This is a genomic window from Flexithrix dorotheae DSM 6795 (assembly GCF_000379765.1).
Taxonomy (GTDB): Bacteria; Bacteroidota; Bacteroidia; order Cytophagales; family Flammeovirgaceae; genus Flexithrix; species Flexithrix dorotheae.
Window position 1 is genome coordinate 484,148 of the sequence record NZ_KB903465.1, and the last position, 23,773, is coordinate 507,920.

Consider the following 23,773-nt stretch of genomic DNA (forward strand, 5'->3'; position numbering starts at 1 on the left):
GATAACTTTCCCCACCAATAAAAACTAAAGCAGGTCAAAGGAGGTGATAACTAACTTTCATTTGATCAATAATCTAAAATAACCACATTTAAACGGCTGAAAATTACGATAAACATGAAAAAACTGGCGCTTCACTGGCAGATCATCATAGGCATGGTTCTGGGAATTATTGTTGGACTCATTCTGATTATGGGAGGTTGGGGACAATTTTCCAATGATTGGATAAAACCCTTTGGAACCATTTTTATAAATGCTTTAAAACTGGTAGCGGTTCCTTTAGTTTTATTTTCCCTTATAAAAGGTATCACGAGTTTGTCGGACGTATCCCAGTTATCTTCAATGGGATCGAGAACTGTAGGAATTTATTTATTTACCACTGTAGTGGCAGTATTCATGGGTCTATTGTTGGTGAATATCACACAACCCGGCAAAGCATTCACAGAAGAAACCAGGATGGAATTTAGCCAGAAATTTGCGGAAACTACCGGAGACAAAACCCAGCAGGCCCGTCAGGTGAAAGATAAGGGACCGCTTCAACCACTTATTGATGTCGTTCCGGGAAATGTATTCCAATCATTTACCGATAATAAAAATATGCTACAGGTGATCTTTTTTGCCATCCTTTTTGGTGTGGCGATTGTAATGGTAAAATCACCGGTCACAGAGCCTGTAAAGCAATTGTTTGATGGATTAAATGAGATAATCATCCAAATTGTGCATATCATCATGATATTTGCGCCCTACGGTGTATTTGCATTATTAACTTCCCTATTGGTAGATATCGCAGGAGATGACCCTCAAAAAGCGACAGAACTACTTGGCGTTTTAGGTCAGTACGCCTTTACGGTAACTTTGGGCCTGACTTTAATGATATTTGTTTTCTATCCAATATTATTAATGGTGACTACAAAATACAATTATAAAAAGTTTTTCCAGGGTATTTTCCCCGCCCAAATGATGGCTTTTTCTACCAGTTCAAGTGCGGCAACTTTACCGGTTACAATGGATTGTGTAGAAAACAATCTGGGTGTTTCCAATCAAACTGCAAGTTTTGTTTTGCCATTGGGAGCAACGGTAAATATGGATGGCACAAGCCTTTACCAGGGTGTAGCCGCTGTTTTTATTGCCCAGGCTTATGGTCTGGATCTTTCCATTGGTCAGCAATTGGGAATTGTAATAACAGCAACATTAGCCTCCATTGGAGCAGCAGCCGTCCCTGGAGCAGGAATTATCATGTTGGTCATAGTATTGGAACAAGCCAAAATTCCTGTAGAAGGAATTGCTTTAATTCTCGCCCCTGATAGAATCCTGGATATGATGCGAACCGTTGTAAATATCACCGGAGATTCTTCTGTATGTGTAATGGTAGAAAAAGCTCTAGCAAAAAAGAATGGAACTGGAAAGTTAGACGGAGAAAGTGCTGAAGCTGCCTAAAAGTATTTTAAATGAGGCTGGCTAAATTTATGGTAATTTTCCAGCCCATTTTATCGCATTTTCTAACATCTTCAGCTGATTTTTTTCTTTAAATGAATCGGCTGTATGACCCATAGCCGTGTTGAACATCCGTCCTTCTTTTATGGAACTGAACCAGGCTACAGGATGGTCCTTGCCCATTCCAAAAGTTTTATCTTTAGCTAAAAAAAAGAAAGTCCCATCCGGATCTAAAATCTGTTTCGTCCAGAGTATATAGCACCCTTTTGCCAGCTTCCCTGGGATTATCAAAGAATATATACCATTCATCTGACCTTTTTTCCATCGCTAATAAGCCATCCGACAATTCAGAGAAATTACTGTCTATTTCCAAATTAATAGGCAACTTCTGAAATTGATTTTTCAGTGGATGATGAGAAAAATGGGCACCTATCAGTTCATTTTCGTACCAATCCCACTGATGGGAATTATCTCCTGAAGCATGAATTCCCACAAATCCACCTCCATTTTCCAAATACCCTCTAAAATTTTTTCTCTGTACCTCATCTAGTACTTTTCCACTTACATTGTTCCAAACCACCACTTTAAACCTGGCCAGTTGTGCTTCATTAAATACAGCTCCATTATCTGTAAAATACAAATTCCAGTTATGAGTACCAGCCATTTCCTGGAAAGCTGGAATGGAAGCCTTTATCGCTTCTTCATGTCTGAAACCATTTGTTTTGGAAAAAACCAAAATGGCATTTGAACTAAGCGATTCTGGAATTTCAGGTGGATTGCTGTCATAAAAATTAAATCCGTATCTGGCTTTATACATGAACCCTCCAACAAAAATTAAAGCGATACTAATGAGGCTAAAAAAAGTAAAAATTACAATTCTGAACAGTTTTTTCATGAAGTTGTTAAATTTAAGGGTAAGGCTTTTATTATGGTTTAAAAAGTAATTTAAAATGTTGTAATATGAAAATTGTACATGAAGTAGAAGGTCAAAAAGGAAAATTTTTCATTAAACCAGAGTATGAAACTCTGGCAGAAATGACCTACAGTAAGGCTGGAACAAGGATGATCATTATCGATCATACCGAGGTTTCTGAGGAACTGAAAGGCCAGGGCATCGGGAAAAAGTTAGTCTATGAAGCTGTAGAATGGGCCAGGAAAAATAACATGAAAATTATACCACTATGCCCGTTTGCCAAATCTGTATTTCAAAAAGAAAAAGAGATAAGAGATGTTCTAAGTTAACATTCCCGGAGAAAACTCCCTTTGGATCAGTTAGCAACTTACTAAAATTACCCAAATGATATAGCTTTTTACTCCACGAATTGATATAATTAAGGAATTTTTCACTTAATCCTAATTATTATTTTTTAATATGTGGTTTGTAGACTTTCCATCAATCATTAATAAAGCCTGGGAGGCTTATGGCAGCCCCCGGAAAATTAAATCTATTACCGACATCAGTGCTAAGGTATCTACAAATAGCGTCTATAAAGTTCAATTCAGCTATAGGAAATTTGTAATTGCAAAACTGTCATTTTTTGGTAAATATGAACATTTTAAGGAAGACCATAATATCATAAATAACCTGGCTTATAGCCTGGAACCACCGTTTCAGAATACCCTTGCTCACTCCCTGACTAAAAATGACGAAGTGTTTACTTTTCGGTATCAGGAGGATGAAATTGATGTCTGGGTGGTATTTTACAGACCGGTAAAAATCAGGGAAAAACTTCCGCCAAGGTTAACTGAAAAGCATATCATTAAGCTGGCAAAAACCATTGGGAAATTTCATAAATCATGTCATCATTCCATTGATCAAATCCCAAAATCATCCAAAACCCTTTCCAGTGATATCCAGGATTTGTATGAACATCTTGACACCAAGGAGGGGAAATATGAGTTTGGTCTGCAAATAGGGGCGATAAAAAGACATTGCGAAATTTTCTTAAAACATCAGGAAGAGCTTCCCTATTCACAGCTCCTGGAAATCCCTGTATTTGTAGACTGGAATATTGGTAATTTTTCTGTAACTAAATCAGGACAGCTTTTTAGCCGCTGGGATTATGACTGGTTCAGAATAGGCTCCAGGGTTTTAGACTTTTATTTCTTCAGCAGGGTGGTTTCCGATATTGGAGATAAAACGACTTTTAGCTATTTAATCACTACCTTGCAGGAAGACAGGTTTTTATTATTCCTGAAAGAATACCACAAAGTATTTCCACTAACTATTGAGGAAATAAAATTTATTAAAGAAGCCTACAGATTTTTCATTCTCAATTATGTTTTGAAGGATGGAAACCGGTTTTTTCATCAATTTTATGCCAACAAACTTCAAAAAGAAGCTTATGAAATTTATTTGCCATCTTTGGATAGTAAATTTGATGAAAACAAAATTTTAAAAGTACTTAATTTATAAGTTATGGATATTATTCCCTTTAGAGAAGTTGTAGATAATTATAAGGTTGTATTTTTTGATGCCTTTGGTGTATTAAAAAATTATAAAGGATTAATTCCCGGTATTGAAAAAACATTTGATTACCTAAAAGAAAAAGACATTGAGTTTTACATCCTAACCAATGATGCATCAAGGAGTCCGGAAGAGTTAGCTCAAAGTTATATTGACAAAGGCCTGGATTTTATTAATGCCGACAAAATAATTTCATCAGGGATGCTTGCTCGGGAATATCTCAAATATAAAGTGAATCATGGTACTGTTGCTTATTTAGGTACAGAAGCCTCTGCACACTATGTAGAAACCGTAGGATTAAAAACTATTTCCATAAAAGACATTGATCTGGATGATGAAAATAACCATCTTATTAATGCCCTTGTTATGCTTGATGATGAAGGGTTTGACTGGAAAGACGACATCAATAAAGCAATAAATCTATTAAGGAGGTTCAATATGCCTGTGATTGTGGCCAATACAGATTCAGCTTATCCTGTTTCCAAAGAAGAAGTAGCTATTGCTGTGGGCTCATTAGCCGATATGATGGAATTTGTTGTAAGAAAAACTTTCATAAGATTTGGAAAGCCTGATGCCCAAATGTTCAATTTTGCATTTCAGCACGTGCATAAAAACGGAACTGTTTATGACAAAAGTGAAATCCTGATGGTTGGCGATTCTTTGAATACTGATATTATTGGAGGTAATAAATTTGGAATTGATACTGCCCTGGTGCTAACGGGTAATACCCTTCCCAAAAATGCACTCATTCAAATTGAATCTTCAGGAATAATTCCCAATTATATGTGTGAGTCTGCTGTAGTTTGAAACCATTTGTAAGAAAAATATCTTAATACCTACTTATATAAACATTACATAGATTTTAAATCTTTAATCATTATAAAATTATGAGTCAGTACGATCAAACTCAAATCGATATCAGTAAATTCAGGCCCTTTATTATAATAGGGATTATTCTTTTTGTACTAATTATTTTTGGGAGAAGTGTTTTTGTAATCCTTCAACCAACGGAACGAGGTGTAATTTTTAAAAAATATACTACAGGATTGGATGTAGATGATGTAAAAGGAGAGGGATTAAACATCGTAGCTCCTTGGAATGATATTATCGTGTTCGAAATAGCCGAACAACAAATAGAGGAAACAATGGATGTGCTTTCTCAGGATGGACTTTCAATTAACATTGACGTTTCCCTGAGATTTAGACCTCAGCCTGATAAAATTGGTTTTTTATACAAAGCATTCAGAACAGAATATGTTTCTAACCTGGTAAGACCAGAATTAAGATCGGCCGTGAGGGGAATTGTAGGACAGTATACTCCTGAAGAGCTTTACTCCACAAAAAGACAGGAAATTGAAGCGCAGATTGAGGAAAAAACAAAATCCATACTTAACAACAATTTCATAGAGCTGAAAGCTTTGTTATTCAGGTCCATAAAATTACCCCAAACTATTCAGAATTCAATTGAAGAAAAACTTGCTGCCGATCAGGAAGCTCAGAAATACAATTATCTGATTGAAAAGGAGAAGAAAGAAGCAGAAAGAAGGAGAATTGATGCAGAAGGTAAGGCTGCAGCCAACATTATTTTAAGTGCCAGCTTGACTGATAAAATTCTTCAGGAGAAAGGCATACTAGCCACTGAGGAGCTATCAAAATCACCAAATGCTAAAATTATAGTGATTGGAAGCGGGAAGGATGGACTACCAATTATTCTTGGAGATAATAAATAAAGCGACAAAAAAACAAGAGGAGCATCCCAAAACGCTCCTCTTGTTTTTTTATAATTGAAATAGGAATACCCTAAGTACCTCTACTTAACTTGCAGATTGTTTTATTTAATTTGTATATGGAATCAGGTTAAAATCCAGCTCTACATCTTCCTCATATTCTTCCCCACTCTCAAGCATATCCACATCATTTTCCTCATAAAACCAGTTGATGGTTACATTTCCATCCATTTCATTCTGATATTCCTCCAGCATATTCAGAATTTCCAAAAACCTTCTGGAAGAACTGGTATTAAAATAAGTCATCCTGAAATTAAAAGTGATTTCCTTTCCCGGATCACCTAAATAATTTTCCAACCACTCAAATACTGGTTTAAAAAATTCTACAGTATATTCATGATAGGATTCTCCTTCAATTTCTAGAATATTTGTTTCTGAGTTAAAGTCAATTCTGGGAATATAAGTAGAACTTGGTATACTAAAATTTTCCATGTTTTATAGTTCTTTATTTACTTTTACTGAAAGAATAAAAAATGATTTACTGTTTTCATCAGTTTGTATTTCGTAATCCAATGGATTTCCTGATTTTCTTCTCATATCAATAAACCCCAGATTCGCTCCAGGCTTATTTTCTCTTTGGGGTTGTTTGCGATATTTCTTATAAAGTTCTTTTAATTCTTCATCGTTTAGTTTATTCAAATATTTAAACCTTGAGTTTATTTCCTTTGCATCTTCAGCAGAAACATAATTTCCAGAAGTAATAATATACTTTGTCTCATTTTCACTTATTGTCAGAATCCCAACCCCAATATCTTTCCCATATTTTTCTGAGAAAACCCTATTATCAGAATAATGGTGAATATTTTGAGCCATTTCTATTACCAGGGCAAATATTTTTTTGCTTATTATTTTTTGATTTGGAAGTTTATTAATCTTCGCTTGGATAAGCATCATGACATCCTGCGAAAAAGTACCCTGCATTGCCAGGGATATAGAATTTTTCACTAAAATGTCCTTAAGCTCTTTTACACTTAATGAATCAGTAAGATGTTCCATTATTATGATTGATTAAAAAAATATATGCCTGTTTTCCAGATCACGACTCTTTTGTGGGGCATTTAAATATTAAATTTTTTGGTTTTCCTTTCTAACAACCCAAATTGAATGGATTTATTATTTACACAGGAAGTACATTTTAAAGAAGAATCGAAAATAATATTGGAAAAAAATTGCTCATTTCGAAAAATGGAAAACACCCTTAGAGCATGTTTAAATTTTAAACACGCTCTAAGTAATATTCAATTAAAAACGGATTGAGAACAATTATTGTAGGTAAAGGTTTTTAATGTTGATGGTTATTTTGGTTTTCTTCAGAACTTAATTCTAAAAAATGACCTCTATAAGATACTGATAGCTTGTGTAGATAGTTATCTAATGGAGAAACTCATTACGAAACTTATTTTTTAAAATATTTCTTAACCTTAAAGAAGTGGAGGTTTAGTTACAGGGATCTTGTTTTTTTGATCTATTCAAAATATAAAATGTAACTATTTCAATTTTTTTAACATTGCTTATTAATTATAATATTAGTTTCACAAATCATTAAATTTTAAAGAGAAAAAGATGAAAAAATTAATTTTTTCAATTGGGCTTTTAATTTGTTCTTTAGGACTTTTTGCACAAAAAAACGGAAAGTTAGAATTCGAAAAAACGCAACATGCTTTTGGAAAGATTAAAGAAGAAGCCGGACCCGCAGAGATTGTTTTTAAATTTAAAAATACCGGTTCCGATCCTATTACACTTACCAGTGTGAAAGCATCATGTGGATGTACAACCCCCGACTGGACCAAAGAACCCATCCAACCAGGGAAAGAAGGATTTGTGAAAGCTTCATATAACCCTCGAAACAGGCCTGGTAAGTTCAATAAATCCGTGACAGTCAAAACAGACGGTCAGCCGGAAATTGCCATGTTAAGAATTTCCGGAGAGGTGATTCCAAGACCAAAGGGGCCAAAGGATTTTTATCCTATGGAAGTAGGTAACCTGAGGTTTAAATCTACCCACATTGTTTTTGGTGATGTGGTGCACAACGGAAAGGATACTGCTTCTACTCTGGTTTACAACCAGGGAGAAAATGTTGTAAACCTGAATGTTGCGGCATCTAAGCTGCCTTCACATATTAAAATGGAACCAGAAAAAACTACCGTATCTCCAAAAGAAGCTGTAAGAATCCATTTCACTTATGATGCCAGCATAAAAAATGACTGGGGTTATAATTTTGATTATTTTAAACTAGCCACTGATGATACAGATACGCCTGAGAAAAGGATTAATCTTAGTGCTACTATAAAAGAAAACTTTAATGACTTACCAGCAGATGCAAAAAAAGCAAAAGTAAGATTTGATAAGGAAAGTCATAACTTTGGAACAATTCAACAAAAGACTAAAGTATCTACCACTTTCACCATTTTTAATGATGGGGATGCTCCTTTAATCATTAGAAAATCAAAGGCTTCCTGTGGTTGTACTGCCAGCCGGCCTGCAAAAATGGAACTTGCTCCAGGTGAATCAACTCATATTGATGTCACATTTAACAGTGGAAATTTTAAAGGGAAACAGAAAAAAAGCGTAACTGTGATCTGTAATGATCCCAGCAAACCAAGCACAACACTTTGGATTGAATCAAATATTGAGGAAGCAAAAGGAGAATAGCTTCAGTTCATTTATTTTCATTTGAAATAGGAGATTGACGCCCGGGCTTCAATCTCCTATTTTTTTAATCGATTTAATGTTTCCTTCCAACTTATTTTACATTAATTCCAATTTAGAGCATGTTTAAATTGCATGTATTTCGTTGCAAATGCCATTTTAGGAACCTCGTTTCAAAATAAAATTTTTAAATAGTGCTGCTATTGAAAATTTTTCTTGTTTCACCAGAATCCTAAACTGAATATTTTCGCTTGAAAAATTAAATTTTAAACAAGCTCTTAAATTAATCAATAATTACAAGCCACTCCCCCCTCCTATTCTAAATAATTATTAGTATTATTGAAACTGTTTAACCTATTTGAGACAAGCTAAATCAGATTAATATATTATATGGATAAGAATCCAGAATTAACCAGAATTTTATCTTCAGGAGATACTTCCGAATGGAAAAAATGGGGACCATACTTATCAGAAAGGCAATGGGGAACGGTGCGTGAGGACTACAGCAAACATGGAAATGCCTGGGGATTTATAACCCACGACATGGCCAGAAGCAGAGCATACAGATGGGGAGAAGATGGTCTTGGTGGTATTTCCGATAGCAAACAAACAATGTGTTTCAGTGTAGCCCTTTGGAATGGAAAAGATCCTATTCTAAAAGAAAGGTTATTTGGACTGAGCAATGGAGAAGGGAATCATGGAGAAGATGTAAAGGAATTATACTATTATCTGGATGCTACGCCTACAGGTTCTTATCTTAAAATGCTCTATAAATATCCACAAAAAGAATTTCCCTATTCCAAAATTGTGGATGAGAATGCTATACGCTCAAGAATTGACCCTGAATACGAAATATTAGATACGGGATTATTCGATAAAGATGAATATTTTGATGTTTTTATTGAATATGCCAAAAAGGATTGTGAGGATATTCTGGTAAAAATCACCATCCATAATCGCGCAAAAAAAAGAGCTTCTGTTAATGTGTTACCCACATTCTGGTTTAGGAATACATGGAGATGGGGCTATGATTTTTATAAACCCAATCTGAGAAAAACCCCTCAAAAAAACAGGATAGACATTGATTATCAAGGACTTCCAGGATATCATCTAAGCTATGAAGGAGACCCAGAAGCCTTATTTTGCGATAATGATACCAATAGAGAAAGGCTTTATCATCGTCCTAACCTTTCCCGCTATCCCAAGGATGGCATTAATGATTATATCATCGAAGGGGACCTATCCAAAGTCAATCCCAATCAGGAAGGTACAAAGGCATCTTTAAATTTTAGCCTTTCATTAAAAGGAGGAGAAAGTCGGACTTTAAAGCTAAGAATTAAGAATACTCTTGCCTATGGAAGTTTCGATGACTTTGATGAAATCTTTGCATTAAGGAAAAAGGAAGCCGATATTTTTTATGATGCTTTGCAGCAAAATATAAAAGACAAAGATTTAAAAAACATTCAGCGCCAGGCCTATGCCGGAATGGTATGGAGTAAGCAATTTTACCATTACAATGTAGACCAATGGCTTAAAGGAGACCCAGCTACAGGGCAGCCTCCAACGGAAAGGTTTCATGGTAGAAACTCAGGATGGAAACACCTCCATAATAACAATATCATTTCCATGCCTGATAAATGGGAATACCCCTGGTATGCCGCCTGGGACCTTGCATTTCACTGTTTACCCCTGGCTCGCCTTGATGCCAAATTTGCCAAACGTCAGTTGTTATTGATGTTGAGGGAATATTATATGCATCCCAATGGGCAAATCCCTGCATATGAATGGAATTTCAGTGATGTAAATCCTCCAGTCCATGCCTGGGGAGCCTGGAAAGTCTATTGTATAGACAGGGAAATTAGCGGAAAAGCTGATTTAGATTTCCTAGAAGTAGTATTTCATAAACTATTAATGAATTTTACCTGGTGGGTCAATCAAAAAGATAAGGATGGAAATAATCTTTTTGAAGGTGGATTCCTTGGACTGGATAACATTGGGGTATTCGACCGAAGTAATCCCTTACCTACAGGGGGCACAATGGAACAGGCAGATGGAACAGCCTGGATGGCCATGTATTCTCTCAATATGCTGAGAATAGCGATTGAAATTGCCAAATCAAGGCCACATTACCAGGAAATGGCCAATAAATTCTTTGAACATTTCCTTACCATTGCCGGAGCCATGTTCAATATTGGTAAGGAGCATTTTGACCTTTGGGATGATGAAGACGAGTTTTATTATGACGTTATCCATCCGGATAATGAGCCAAGTCACCTTTTAAAGGTTCGGTCCATTGTTGGGGTGATTCCATTGTTTGCAGTAGAGGTATTAAAACCGGAAGTATTAAATGAATTACCAGATTTCACCGCACGGCTCACCTGGGTATTAAAAAATCGTCCTGATTTGGCAAAGTTGATTTCCAGATGGTATGAACATGGTAAAGGAGAAACAAGGATGTTATCTCTGGTCAGAATTCACAGGTTAAAGTGTATTTTGAGAAGACTGCTGGATGAAGATGAATTCTTAAGTGAATATGGCATAAGGGCATTATCCAAATACCATAAAAAACATCCTTTTGAATATGAAGTAAATGAACAAACCTACAGTGTGGAGTATGTTCCCGGAGAATCTGATTCTTCCTTATTTGGAGGAAATTCCAACTGGAGAGGACCAATCTGGTTTCCAATAAACTTTATGATTATCGAATCTCTGCAAAAGTTTGAAGGATATTATGGGGATGACATTAAAGTGGAATTTCCTACCGGCTCCGGGCAATTACTTACATTAAAAGAAATTAGTAAGGAACTTGGAAAAAGGTTAATCAATATATTCAAAAAGAATAAAAGTGGGAAAAGGGTATTTAATGGAAATTATAAAAAACTTCATAATGACCCACATTTTAGAGATCATATTTTATTTTATGAGTATTTTCATGGTGATTCCGGAAAGGGATTGGGTGCATCTCACCAAACAGGATGGACTGGATTGGTTGCTGAATTAATTGATCAGTTTGGAGAATAATCGGGTTTCATTTTGCCCTACCCAAAAAAATTACTGGCTTAATTCCCTTGTTTTAATAATTAAGCCTTTAATTCCATCTAATATCTCATTGATAACCAAATCGTGACCACCCAAAAATTTGGGAGGTAACTCATAAATATAATTAAGTGTATAATTGATCTCCAGGGTTTTATCCTCCTCAAATGCATAAAAATTACTTACCGACACCGACATTTTAGAGGTTTTTTGCATTAAAACTCTTGAAAAATTATAATTGTGCTGAACCAAAGTCAGGCTGGGCATTGGTAATTTTGTGTTTATTTGTTCAATACAAATATTTTGAACGAGACTTTTTATTTCAGGATGCTGGCTATAAGGAGGCCTGTAAAATGAAAGGTCATATTCAAAAGAAGGGGCCAGGAAACCACAATGAATTTTATACTTTTTATCTCCTGTTTCCTCAATTTTATAATCTGGAAGCCTTTCATTTAAAAAATTAACATCACTCAATTTCTTTTCGGAAAAAAAGCTAATGTCCTTATCCACCACATAAGCTACCTTAGTCATTAGAATAAAATATTCCTCATCCCCTTTTTTATCCCAATAATTATAAATGTCAAAGGGTTTTACCTGCTTTTCGAAAGAAAATTCAGATTCATTTTCTTTTGTTTCTGAAATAACTTTCCCTTCCTTATCCACCAAAATAAGGTAATACTGAATATCCTTGCCATTGAGGATTGTTTCATCAATCTGAAATTCCAGTCTGTTTTCTTTTTTCAAAACCGGCTCAGCGTTAATTGATCCTAAAAAGATTAGGGCTGCAATAAATACGGGCTTATGGAATAGGTTAATCATCAAAGTCAAAAAAATGTATTTTGTTGGCCAAATATAAAGAAGTGCTATGAAAAAAGTAATTTGAAAAAATGGTGGAACTACAAAAACCTGATATTTGGCAAAAGAATTGGACTAACCCAATTCTTCCACCAATTGATTTTTCTCCCATTTCTTAAAAAGCCATTCTTTCCCCTCACCCAAAGAGCTTACCGGATAAATATCTCTTCCTGTGAATAATATAACCGATTTAAACATAATTTGGGTTAAAGTGGATAATCCGTGAATCGATGCGGCTTTTACGTAAGGTTTGTTCGATTTCACTACATCCTTTATAGTTTTTACCAATTCGGAGTTATATCTTATATTTTCAATATTTACCAGACTATATACGCTGTCTTCTTCCTGACTTTGAATTACCCTTTTACAATCCATAAAGACTTGGGCTGCTTCTTCTGCATTGCAATTGGATAAATCCGTGTAAACCATTTTTAGTCCTTTGTAGGTGATAATGCTAACTGATCCCATATTTTTAAATTTAACTATGCTAATAATAATTTAGATAGAAATTAGAATTCACAATTGATGAAGAGGTTGTGAAGCCCAAAATCATTAAAAAAACGGAGAAGTCTTACATTTATGCGAATCATTTATTTTTGTTAAATAATCTTTCATATCGAGATTTTTTTTCCTTTGCTTTCCTATATCAGGTAATACGCAAAATGAAAATTTATGATTATTACGGATTGCGGTAAAAATTACCCAAAACATCAGAATTGCTGGCAGAGTCTTTTCATCTGAGCACTCCTGCTATAGGATAAAGCGCCTAATAGAACACCGGGCTCTAAAACGTATTTCCTGAGAAGATTTAAATTCACTTTTCTTTATCAGTATATAGGATCACCGCAATATGTTACAATCAGAAAAATTTAAAGTATAAATTGGGTGAATATGGCTTATTATATACATTAAGGAACAGGAACTCCTATCTTTGCCTATTCAAATAAAAAAATTGGTGTAATGAAGTTCGAAAAATATAGTATATCCCACCAGATCAAGAACAGCCTTGAAAAAATGGGTTACAAAAGACCTACAGATATTCAGTTTAAGGCTATTCCACCAATTTTAAAGGGAGAAGATGTGCTGGGAATAGCCCAGACTGGGACTGGGAAAACAGCCGCTTTCGTAATTCCTGTGCTGCATTTATTACTATCGCGTAAAGTGCAGAAAAGAAAGGATGGTATAAAGTGCATTGTGATGGTCCCCACAAGAGAACTTGCCATGCAAATTACAGGTGTTTTCCAAAAAATAGGACAGTTTACTAAAATCAATTCCTTTTGTGTGTTTGGGGGAGTGGAACAGGGACCTCAAATCACCAAACTGGAAAAGGGAATTGATGTGTTGGTAGCTACTCCCGGAAGAATGTTTGATTTGGTTAGTCAGGGATACATCAGACTGAACAGGGTAGAAATTCTTATACTCGATGAGGCCGATCACATGCTTGACCTCGGTTTTATTAAAGATATTCGGGACCTCATTAAACATCTGCCTCAAAATAGGCAAACCTTATTCTTCTCTGCTACTATCGATGAAAAAATTAAAAAACTGGCCTACTCACTGGTTAAAAACCCGATTAGAATTGAAATTTCCCCCAAAGACCCTGTTTCCAGAAATGTGGACCATTCTGTAGCTTTTATTGAAATGGACGACAAAAGATTTTTTCTGGAAAGATTAATTAATGAAAATCCGACCAGCAAAATACTGGTTTTTGTAAGAACAAAAGTGAGAGCGGAAAGAGTGGCCAAAGCCATGGGTAGAGTTAACATTGAAGCCTACACACTCCATGGAGATAAAGAACAAAAAGAAAGATTAACCCTGCTTTCCCAATTTAAAAACGACAAATTTAAAGTACTGATCGCCACTGATGTAAGTGCAAGAGGGATTGATATTCCAAATGTAGATTATGTCATTAATTACGATTTGCCTGATCAGGCGGAGAACTATGTCCACAGGGTAGGAAGAACTGGCAGAGGAGTTCATAAAGGAACAGCCGTTTCATTTTGCAGCAAAGAAGAAATAGAGATGCTGAAGGAAATTGAAGGATTTATTAATAATACCATTAATGTCCTGGAAATATCCAAATCCGACTACAGAGATACTTTGGATTTTACCAGTGATCATGATGACAACTGGAAAAGATTGCTTAAGGAGCAGGAAGAAGGGTTAAAAATGAGAAGAAAAAAGAAAAAGAGGTAATCAGGCGATTTTAAATATTCCCTTAAGGTAATCATTTAAGAATATTCCTTTCGGGTCTAGTTGATTTCTTATTTTTTTAAATTGCCCCCAATTGGTATATGCCTTTTCAAAATCTTCATGGCTAAAAGTGTTTAATTTACCATAATGAGGACGCCCTCCGTATTTTTTTAAAATATCTTCCAGTAATTTGAAATAGGCTTTGTAGGGCATTCCTTTATACATATGCGCAGCAATGTAAGCTGAGGCCCTGCCATGAGCCGGACTAATCATGATGTCATCCTCTTTTACAAATCTGCACTCCAAAGGGAAATGAACCTGAATTTTATGATTACTAATGGTTTCTTGTATTTCCCGAATTGCAGGAATGAAATTTTCTCTGGGAATATTAAACTCCATTTCAGTAAATTTTACCATTCTGGTTGTCGCAAAAATCAGATTACTTTTATCTGAATAAGAACCTGTAGAAACACCCCAGGCAGATATTTTACTGGAATACTTACTAAACCCGGGAAAAAACCTGGTAAACTCACTCAAAAGCCAGAAAACACCATTATCTACCACCACATCATTGAATTTTTTAAGGATTTCGTTTTCCTTTTTCACCTCTTCTGTCTTGTTCATAATTTTGGTTTGAACCACATTAGTGTGTGGAAACCAGTAAAATTCAAAGTGCCGGTTTTCTTTATTATAAGCCTCTAATTTTTGAAGACAATCCTCTAAAGTTTCTTTTTTACATTCATATTTTAGATTATAGGCAGGAACACATTTTAAAGTATAGGAACTCACGATACCCAATGCTCCAAGGGAAATTTGGGCAGCTTTAAAAATTCCCCTGTTTTGGGTTTCGGAACAGACGATTTTTTCACCATTCCCGGTAATTAAAGTAAGCCCGGCAATTTGTGTGGAAAGCGTACCAAAAGCGGTCCCGGTTCCGTGGGTCCCAGTATTCAATGCTCCTGCGATAGATTGTACATCAATATCCCCAAGGTTCTCCATGGCAAGGCCGTGTGAATCCAATAATTGGCCAAGCAATTTCAATTTTGTACCGGCCTTCACCGTAACCAAACGCTTTTCCTTATGGATGGAAATAATTCCCTGATATTGGTCAAGTGAAATTAGGATGGAGTCGGTGGGAATTAACCTAGTCCAGCTATGCCCGGAGCCCTTTATGCGAATGTTCCTGTTTTCTGCATTGGCTTTTCGGATAACTTCCACAATTTCATTTTCCGACTTTGGATATTTTATTTCAGCTGGAGTGAAACTTAAATTTCCTCCCCAATTTCTAACTTTCATTTTCATTCAGATTGATATTTCAGATCAGGTTCCTTCATAAAGCAAATGACCTATTTTAGTCAATTCTAAAATAGGTCATTATTTACAAACTATATCAATATCAATAATTTTTTAATGCAATAGTTTATCCTTTTCCTGATCAATAATTACTCTTTCCACTAATTCTGGAGCTGGCTTCCTACCCGTCCAGATATATTTCGAATATCTCCTCATATCATTAAAGTAAAGTAACAACACAGGGAAAAACAACAGAATAATAAAAGTCCCTATTAATACCCCAAAGGCAATGGAACATGCCATAGGAATGAGGAACATAGCCTGACGGCTGGTTTCGGTTAAAAGCGGCAATAACCCAAATACAGTAGTTACGGAAGTAAGTACAATTGGCCTAAACCTGGAAATTCCGGCATCGTAAGCCGCATCGTAAACTTTCATACCAGAAAGTAAATTCCTATTGTACTTATCCAGAAATACTACGGCATCATTCACAATTACCCCGGAAAGTGCAATCATTCCAAAGGCACTTGAAATGGAAATGGGAATTCCCTGTAAAATGTGGCCCAAAGAAGCGCCAATCCATCCAAGAGGAATCATACTCATAATCAAAATACCCTGATAGAAAGATTTAAAATTGATCATGATAATGAGAAACATGACAAAAAATGCACCTCCAAAATACATGGTAAGCTCATTGGAGGCTCTGGCACTTTCCTGAGCCTGTCCCCCGTAATCTATTTTTACACTTGGAAAAAGACTCTGGATTTCCGGCACAAATTCGTCTTGTATTTTTGCTAAAATTGGTGGTACCTCTCCATAAGGATCTACCATTTCGGCCTCCACTGTAACAGTTCTGGCAGCAGAATAATGAGGTATATCTGCCACTCCCCTTTCTACTTTATAATTAACCAGTTCTTTTAGAGGCAATTCATTGCCATTGCTTTTTATTTTCATTTGGTCCAACTGGCCTACTTGCAACCTTCCTGATTCCGGATATCTCACCCATACCTTCACTTCATCATTTCCTTTTTGTAATCGCTGTATTTCTTCCCCAAAAAAGCCCTGTCTTACCTGTTTGCTCACCTCACCTGGAGTCAGGCCTAAAAAATAAGCCTGGCTGGTTAAATCTAACTGCAATTCTCTCTTTCCTACAGTAATATTATCTGTAATTTCCTTTAGTGCAGATATCTCCGCAAGTTTTGATTTTAACAATTCTTTGGCTTGCGTCAATTCTTCAAAATCCTTTCCATTCAACCGAATAGAAACCGGACTTCCCCATCTGTTTCGCCCGCCAATTACCAGTTTTTCAGCTTCCGGAACTTCACCGATTTTCTTTCTGATAATATTGGTAAGTTCATAACTACTGATGGGATCTCCATCGAGTTCCTTGTGAGAAACAGTTAATGAACCTACATGACTACCGCTGGCTGTGAGGTTTGAAGACCGACCTAAAGACAGTTGAGTATATTCTACAAAATCAACAGGATCATTGTATTTGGTCTTTAATTCTTCATTTACTTCCCAAACAATTTTTTCAAAACCTTTCAATACTTCCTCTACCACATATTCTCTGGTTCCTGCCTTAAATTCAATACTGGCTTCCAGCCTGGAGGGTGGAAAACTTGGGAAGAAAGTTGTTTTGATTACTCCACCACCAATTAAGCCTATTATTATGGGAAATAAAGCAAGTAAAATGGCTACAGAAATCCATTTGTGTTTCATGGTAAAAGTCAACATTTTACCATAAATATTCAGTTTTAAAAAATCAATTCCCCTGTTTAAATGCTTCCGGATATAGGAATTTTTATTTTGAACCCTTAGTACATGTGGACTAGCCAAATGTGCCGGCAATACCAAAAAGGCCTCAATCAGGGAAAAAGCCAATGCCAGAATTACCACCAGCGCCATCTCAAACATCCATTCCAATCTTCCCTGAAGAAATAATAGTGGGATAAAAGCCACAATTGTAGTAGTTACAGAGGTTGTTACTGCAGGAATTACTTCAAGTGCCCCATCCACAGCGGCCTGATAGGGATTTTTTCCTTTCTCAAAATGCACATAAATATTTTCCGCAATTACGATTCCATCATCCACCAGAATCCCTACTACCAGAATCATCCCAAAGAGAGAAACCAGATTAAGGGTTACCCCAAATCCCTGAGCCAGAATTAGCATGCCCAATAATGAAGCTGGAATTCCCCAAGCCACCCAGAAAGACAACCTGACACTGAGAAAGATTCCCAGGGAAACAATTACCAGAATCAAACCCACCAGGCCATTGTCATAAAGTGTAGCCAGCCTTTGTTCCAGTCTTTCATAAAAATCGAAGGTGATGATTAATTCCAGATTAGGATTTTCTTTGTTAAAAGTTTTTGCATAATCATGTACAAAATCTGATATTTCCTGTAAATCCTCCTCCGGTAATTTCTCCACTTCAATGGCTACAGATTCTTTTCCATTGAGCTTGGTTTGGTTTGGTACATCTTCAAACTGTTCGGTTATGGTGGCAATGTCTCTTAAGTAAATGCTTCTGCCATCCACATTAGAAACCAGAGTAATGTTCCCAATTTTATCCGCAGTCGTTTCTTTTGCCCTGCTTCTGATCAGAATTTCCTCACTGGTTCCTTTGATAGAGCCTGCTGAAATATCCCGGTTATTTACCCGAATTACATTGGCTACCTCATCAAAAGAAAGACCATATTTTAAGAGGGTTTCTTCGGTAACTTCTACAGAAATTTCCAGGTTTGGGTATCCGGAAATAGAAATTTGGGAAATTACTCCTGAAGCCATTAATTCATCCTCAATCTCCTCCGCATATTTTTTCAGCTCTATAAGAGTAGCATTTTCGCCAATTAAACCCAACCGCATGGCTGTTGACCTTGATCTGGTTTTGATGATGGTCGGTCTTTCTGCTCCGAGAGGAAATGAATTAATTCTGTCAATGCCATTTTTAATTTCGGTATAAATATCATCTATATCAAAACCCTTTAATGTAGTTACCTGTATATTGGCATTATTTTCTGAGGAGGTGGAGGACAGCTCGTCAATGCCCGGAATATTCCTTATGGCTTCCTCAATTTTCAGCGTAACCCCTTCTTCCATTTCTTCTGGGGAAGCTCCCGGGTAAACCACCTGAATAGTAATTAAACGGGAAGTAGTTTCAGGAAAAGAAGCTTTTTTAGTATTGAAAAAACTGATTATTCCTAAAATCAGGGTAACTGCAATTACAATATTGGATAGAATTTTATACTTAATAAAATTCTCAACAATTTTCCTCATATAGCAAAGTAGGCAAGTATGTGTTTAAATAAAAACAGAAAGTTTTGACTGGTTGTTTAGGTTAAAAGGGTTATTCCAATGTAAATCTATCAGGTTAATTTGATGAAATCTTGAAGTGATTTTTAATGTCTTGGAATTAAAAAAGCCAGTTGGGAAAAAATTAACCATCTGGCTTTTCTAGCTTTTCAATTGCCCTGATATTTTACTCAATAATATCAATGATCCCCCCGGTCAATCTCAAAATAGCCGCATTGGAATCAATCAGGTTGAAAGTAGCTTCCAAATCCTGAACTGCAGCTAATAAATATTGGTTTTGTACCTGCCGGTAATCAAATGAATTAATTGTTCCTGTTTTGAATTTTTCCAATGAAAGTTCCAGGTTCAATTCTGCGGACTCCTTTCTTCTTGAGGCTATCCCTTTCAACAAAATTCTATTATTGTACAAATCAATAGCTGCAGCCAGGTCAAGATTCAAAGATTGCTTCAATTGCTCCACCCTAAGGTTTTCGATATCATATTGTACAATTGAATTTTTTATAGCCCTTTTTACCCGGCCTCCATTGAACAGGTTATAGGTCAGGGAAAAATTAATCCCCATATTAGTAGTTCTTGCATTCGCCACTGGGTCTCTATCTGGTCCTGCAAGCGTTGTATTAGAAATATCCACCCGGCTTTTATCGTAGGAATAACTGATGCCCATATCCAGTCTGGGATATAAATCAGCTTTGGCCAGACTGATATTATCCTTCATGATGGCCTGGGTGATGTATTCTTTTTTCAGGTTGGCGTTATTACTCATCATCCTGTTCTGTAGTTCATCAAAATTGAAATCATCCACCAGATACCTAAGAGAGTCTGTAAATATGTAATCCTGCTCCACATCTGAAACTGCCAGTAAAAAATTCAGGTCTCTTACTGCATTTCTGTAGATCAATTCCTGATTTAGAAAATTAATAGAATCAGTCAGGTAATTACCCTCATCCAGCAACACGTCAGTAGTCACTGCACTACCCAGATCCTTTTTCAGCAATACATAATCGTATTTATCTCTGGAAACAGTAAGGGTAGTTCGGAGCACTTCGATTCTTTCCTTTTCATAAACAGCCCTAAAATAGCCAAGAATGATAGCTTCAATAGCATTTTGAACAATTACAGCAGCATTTCCCTCCGACTCTGCCTGCAATTTTTCCAGCCGGGATTTGGTAATGTTCGCCCGCATCCCATCGAATAGCACCCAGTTTAAAGAAACTGTAGGATTTAGGTTGTTGGAAATAGTTGCACCCTGTAAGAATGAAGCTGGGTTTTGTACATCTCTTCGGTTATTTCCCTGGGTTACTCCAATCTGAATTGTAGGGTATCTGCCGGCCTGTCCCCAGGTATTGTTATTGGTATTTACTTCCACATTCTTGCTCTCAATCCGAATATCAAAGTTTTTGTCTAAGCCCAGCTGTACTGCATCAGAAAGTGACAATGGAGTTTGTGCATTCACCTGAAAAAATACCAGGCTAATAATTGTTGTGATAATTCCTTGCTTTAAAAACGTCATCTTAAATTTATATCGATTTGTGGTTGTTTCAATAGAAAATAAATGATTGTCAGGTTAATAATTCTTCTTTTTCCCGGTCAATAATTACCCTTTCCACAGCTTCTGGCTCAGGTTTTTCACCAGTCCAAATCCAGGTGGATTTCTGTCTTATATCATTAAAAATTATAATCAGTACGGGAAAGAATAATAGAATAATAAAAGTTCCAATTAATACACCAAAGGCAATGGAACAAGCCATTGGAATGAGGAACTGGGCCTGAAAACTGCCTTCCACCAATAAGGGAAAAAGCCCGCACACGGTGGTAATCGAAGTCAATAAAATAGGCCTGAACCTGGATATTCCGGCATCAAATGCGGCATCGTAAACTTTCATGCCATCCTTCAGGTTTCTGTTATATTTATCCAAAAATACTACGGCATCATTAATGATTACCCCCGATAAAGCAATCATTCCCCAGGCACTTAAAATTGAAACCGGGATTCCCTGAATACCATGACCTAAAATAGCTCCCAACCAGCCAAGGGGAATCATAGCCATAATTAATATCGCCTGATAAAATGATTTAAAATTCAACATAATCAGTAAAAACATCACACAAAATGCGCCTCCAAAATAAATTGATAGCTCCCTGCTGGATTTTGCACTTTCTTCTGCCTGCCCTCCATAGTCGACCTTTACAGTAGGATATAAAGCATTAATTTCAGGTACAATGTCATTTTCTATTTTGGCCAGAATTGGAGGTACTTCCCCATAGGGATCAACCAAATCGGCCTCCACCGTTACTGTTCTCGCAGCATTATAATGCCTGATATCAGCAACTCCTCGGCTCACTTCATAGTCAATCATTTCATCCAGGCCAAATTCATTTCCCATGTACTTTACTTTCATCTCATCCAGTTTTCCTACATTTCTTCGACCGGTTTCCGGATACCTCACCCACACTTTCACCTCGTCTTTCCCTTTCTGAAGTCTTTGTACTTCTTCCCCAAAAAATCCCTGTCTGATTTGTTTTACAATTTCATTATGTGTTAATCCCACAAAGTAGGCCTGACTGGTCAATTCAATTTGTAATTCTCTTTTTCCTACAGTAATGTTATCTGTGATCTCATTTAGATCGGAAATTTCATTTAGCTTACCTTTCAGGAAGTTTTTAGCGTTAGTCAATTCTTCGAAATCCCTGCCCATCAGGCGAATAGATACAGGTTTTCCCCATCTGCTATTTCCTCCTCCTACAGTCAGTTTTTCAGCTTCTGGTACTTTCCCAATTTTTTCCCTGAGAAGATTATTCAATTGAAATCCATCAATAGGATCGCCTTCCAATTCCCGGTGGAATACATTAATAGACCCCACATGGCTTCCACTTCCTGAGCCATCGGTTGAAAATCCGATATTAGAAAAAGTATAATTAATAAAGTTAACTGTATCCTGATGTTCTTTTTTCAGTTCATCATTCAATTCCCAAATACTTTTCTCAAAACTGGCTATGGTTTCCTCTACTATACTTTCCCGGGTTCCAGCTTTAAATTCTATATTGATATTAATACTCGAAAATGGAATTTGAGGAAAAAATGTAGCTTTTATCAATCCTCCTCCCAAAAGCCCGATGGTAATGGGAAATAATGCAGTTACAACTGTAATTGAAATCCACTTATGTTTTATGGTAAATTTGAGCGCTTTTCCATAAATATTGATTTTCAGGTAATTGATAGCACTATTCAGCACATTCCTGATTTTGGAAGTTTTATTTTTAGCACGTAAAACATGGTCACTCGCCAGGTGGGCTGGTAATACAAAAAATGCCTCAATTAAAGAAAATACTAAACTTAAAATCACCACAATGGCCATTTCAAATAAAAATTCCATCCCTCCATCTAATAGCAAAATCGGCACAAAAGCCACCACAGTGGTAGAAACCGAAGTAAATACTGCAGAAATCACCTCCATGGTTCCGTCTACAGCTGCTCGGTAGGGATTTTTACCTTTTTCGAAATGGGCATAAATATTTTCCGCAATTACAATCCCATCATCTACCAGAATTCCTACTACCAGAATCATCCCGAAAAGAGAAATCATATTGATGGTAATTCCGATAAATTGGGCAAAGAAAAACATTCCCAGAAAGGACGAAGGAATTCCCCATGCCACCCAGAAGGAAAGCCTTACACTCAAAAATAAACCCAGGGCAATCACCACCAGAACCAAACCAAAACCACCATTACTGATCAACATGGACAACCTTTGGTTAAGCATGTCCATAAAATCATAGGTAACTTCCAGGTGAAGGCTAGGGTGCTTTTCGTTAAATTTTTCTACATATTCTGCTGCAAAAACTGAAATGTCCACCAAATCTTCTTCAGGTAATTTGTCAATTCGGATAGAAACAGATTCTTTTCCATTCAATAAGGCTTTAGAAGGAACATCTTCAAATTTTTCGGTAATGGTAGCCACATCTCTTAGCAATAAATTACTACCATCATTATTGGCTCTTAAAATAATTTCCCCAATTTTTTCTGCTGAAGTTTCCTTGGCTCGTGATCTGATTAAAACTTCTTCGTTGCTCCCTTTGATTGATCCAGCGGAAATATCCCGGTTGTTTTGCCTCACCACACTGGCCACCTGATCGAATGACAGGCCATACCTGGATAAATTTTCTTCGGTAACTTCTATGGAAATTTCAAGATTAGGAAAGCCGAACACACTTACTTGAGAAATTACCCCTGAGGCAAGAAGGTCATCTTCAATTTCTTCTGCATAGTCCTTAAGTGCAAATAAATCTGCCTTTTCCCCTGTTAAGCCAAGAAACATGGCTGTTGACCTTGGTTTTTCTTTAAAAATGGTTGGTCTTTCTGCCCCCAAAGGGAAAGAATTAATCCTGTCTACAGCGTTTTTGGCTTCTGTATAAATATCGTCCAGATCATACCCTTTCAGAGTTTTTATCTGAATGGAAGCCATATTTTCGGAAGAAGTGGAATTAACCTCATCTATTCCCGGGATACTTTTTATGGCCTCCTCCACTTTCAGGGTCACTCCTTCCTCCAATTCTTCAGGAGAGGCACCTGGGTAAACCACCTGAATGGAAATATTTCTCGGCTTGGTCTCAGGAAAGAAAGATCTTTTTGTATTCAAAATACTTAGGAGCCCAGCAATAATCGTCACTGCGATCACTATGTTGGACAGTATTTTAAACTTGACAAACTTTTCAATTAACTCTTGCATGCACTTTAAAAATGATAGTA

The 23,773-nt window shown here is 36.4% G+C and carries 18 protein-coding genes; 8 read left to right on the forward strand and 10 right to left on the reverse strand.

What is annotated here, in order from left to right; genetic code table 11:
- Window positions 1-114 precede the first annotated feature (114 nt).
- Window positions 115-1,434 carry a dicarboxylate/amino acid:cation symporter gene (locus tag A3EM_RS43940; protein ID WP_020531757.1) on the forward strand — a complete coding sequence of 440 codons (1,320 nt, stop codon included), beginning with the start codon at window positions 115-117 and terminating at the stop codon, window positions 1,432-1,434.
- Between the two features lie 27 nt (window positions 1,435-1,461).
- Here the strand turns inward: A3EM_RS43940 and A3EM_RS47770 are convergent, their stop codons facing one another.
- Complete coding sequence (locus A3EM_RS47770) at window positions 1,462-1,614, reverse strand: ThuA domain-containing protein (protein ID WP_020531758.1); 153 nt, start codon at window positions 1,612-1,614, stop codon at window positions 1,462-1,464.
- 16 nt (window positions 1,615-1,630) lie between these two features.
- Window positions 1,631-2,326 (reverse strand): ThuA domain-containing protein, encoded by a 696-nt coding sequence (locus tag A3EM_RS43945; protein WP_020531759.1) that lies wholly within the window; start codon window positions 2,324-2,326, stop codon window positions 1,631-1,633.
- Window positions 2,327-2,391: 65 nt separating this feature from the next.
- Between A3EM_RS43945 and A3EM_RS0128975 the strand changes: the two genes are divergently transcribed.
- The 4 genes from A3EM_RS0128975 to A3EM_RS0128990 all read left to right on the forward strand — a co-directional run bounded on the left by A3EM_RS0128975 (window position 2,392) and on the right by A3EM_RS0128990 (window position 5,628).
- Complete coding sequence (locus tag A3EM_RS0128975; RefSeq protein ID WP_020531760.1) at window positions 2,392-2,673, forward strand: GNAT family N-acetyltransferase; 282 nt, start codon at window positions 2,392-2,394, stop codon at window positions 2,671-2,673.
- 130 nt (window positions 2,674-2,803) lie between these two features.
- Complete coding sequence (locus tag A3EM_RS0128980; RefSeq protein ID WP_020531761.1) at window positions 2,804-3,847, forward strand: hypothetical protein; 1,044 nt, start codon at window positions 2,804-2,806, stop codon at window positions 3,845-3,847.
- Between the two features lie 3 nt (window positions 3,848-3,850).
- A complete protein-coding gene (locus A3EM_RS0128985; protein WP_020531762.1) occupies window positions 3,851-4,705 on the forward strand; it encodes an HAD-IIA family hydrolase in 855 nt (284 codons plus the stop codon).
- Window positions 4,706-4,785: 80 nt separating this feature from the next.
- Window positions 4,786-5,628 (forward strand): prohibitin family protein, encoded by an 843-nt coding sequence (locus A3EM_RS0128990; RefSeq protein ID WP_020531763.1) that lies wholly within the window; start codon window positions 4,786-4,788, stop codon window positions 5,626-5,628.
- Between the two features lie 105 nt (window positions 5,629-5,733).
- On the opposite strand, the gene A3EM_RS0128995 is transcribed toward A3EM_RS0128990, so the two are convergent.
- Together A3EM_RS0128995 and A3EM_RS0129000 are read right to left on the reverse strand one after the other, a co-directional pair.
- Complete coding sequence (locus A3EM_RS0128995) at window positions 5,734-6,117, reverse strand: DUF1987 domain-containing protein (protein ID WP_020531764.1); 384 nt, start codon at window positions 6,115-6,117, stop codon at window positions 5,734-5,736.
- Between the two features lie 3 nt (window positions 6,118-6,120).
- Entirely contained in the window at window positions 6,121-6,681 is a 561-nt protein-coding gene (locus A3EM_RS0129000; RefSeq protein WP_020531765.1) for a SiaB family protein kinase, read from the reverse strand.
- Window positions 6,682-7,248: 567 nt separating this feature from the next.
- Here A3EM_RS0129000 and A3EM_RS0129010 point away from each other — a divergent pair.
- Window positions 7,249-8,337: a DUF1573 domain-containing protein gene (locus tag A3EM_RS0129010; RefSeq protein WP_020531767.1), complete on the forward strand. Its 1,089-nt coding sequence runs from the start codon at window positions 7,249-7,251 to the stop codon at window positions 8,335-8,337.
- 387 nt (window positions 8,338-8,724) lie between these two features.
- Window positions 8,725-11,355, forward strand: coding sequence for an MGH1-like glycoside hydrolase domain-containing protein (locus tag A3EM_RS0129015; RefSeq protein WP_020531768.1), 2,631 nt, complete (start codon window positions 8,725-8,727; stop codon window positions 11,353-11,355).
- Between the two features lie 30 nt (window positions 11,356-11,385).
- Here the strand turns inward: A3EM_RS0129015 and A3EM_RS0129020 are convergent, their stop codons facing one another.
- Together A3EM_RS0129020 and A3EM_RS0129025 are read right to left on the reverse strand one after the other, a co-directional pair.
- On the reverse strand, window positions 11,386-12,189 hold the full coding sequence (locus A3EM_RS0129020; RefSeq protein ID WP_020531769.1) for a hypothetical protein: 804 nt from the start codon (window positions 12,187-12,189) through the stop codon (window positions 11,386-11,388).
- Between the two features lie 111 nt (window positions 12,190-12,300).
- The gene (locus A3EM_RS0129025) at window positions 12,301-12,693 is read right to left on the reverse strand and encodes a hypothetical protein (RefSeq protein WP_020531770.1); all 393 of its coding nucleotides are present in this window, start codon (window positions 12,691-12,693) and stop codon (window positions 12,301-12,303) included.
- Window positions 12,694-13,185: 492 nt separating this feature from the next.
- Here A3EM_RS0129025 and A3EM_RS0129030 point away from each other — a divergent pair, with 492 nt between their 5' ends.
- Window positions 13,186-14,421 (forward strand): DEAD/DEAH box helicase, encoded by a 1,236-nt coding sequence (locus tag A3EM_RS0129030; RefSeq protein WP_020531771.1) that lies wholly within the window; start codon window positions 13,186-13,188, stop codon window positions 14,419-14,421.
- Here the strand turns inward: A3EM_RS0129030 and A3EM_RS0129035 are convergent, their stop codons facing one another.
- The 4 genes from A3EM_RS0129035 to A3EM_RS0129050 form a co-directional block, all read right to left on the reverse strand.
- Window positions 14,422-15,720, reverse strand: a complete 1,299-nt coding sequence (locus tag A3EM_RS0129035) for a D-arabinono-1,4-lactone oxidase (protein WP_020531772.1) — start codon at window positions 15,718-15,720, stop codon at window positions 14,422-14,424.
- Window positions 15,721-15,825: 105 nt separating this feature from the next.
- On the reverse strand, window positions 15,826-18,990 hold the full coding sequence (locus A3EM_RS0129040; RefSeq protein WP_020531773.1) for an efflux RND transporter permease subunit: 3,165 nt from the start codon (window positions 18,988-18,990) through the stop codon (window positions 15,826-15,828).
- Window positions 18,991-19,192: 202 nt separating this feature from the next.
- Window positions 19,193-20,536, reverse strand: coding sequence for a TolC family protein (locus A3EM_RS0129045; protein WP_020531774.1), 1,344 nt, complete (start codon window positions 20,534-20,536; stop codon window positions 19,193-19,195).
- 49 nt (window positions 20,537-20,585) lie between these two features.
- Window positions 20,586-23,753: an efflux RND transporter permease subunit gene (locus A3EM_RS0129050; protein ID WP_020531775.1), complete on the reverse strand. Its 3,168-nt coding sequence runs from the start codon at window positions 23,751-23,753 to the stop codon at window positions 20,586-20,588.
- Window positions 23,754-23,773: the final 20 nt, after the last annotated feature.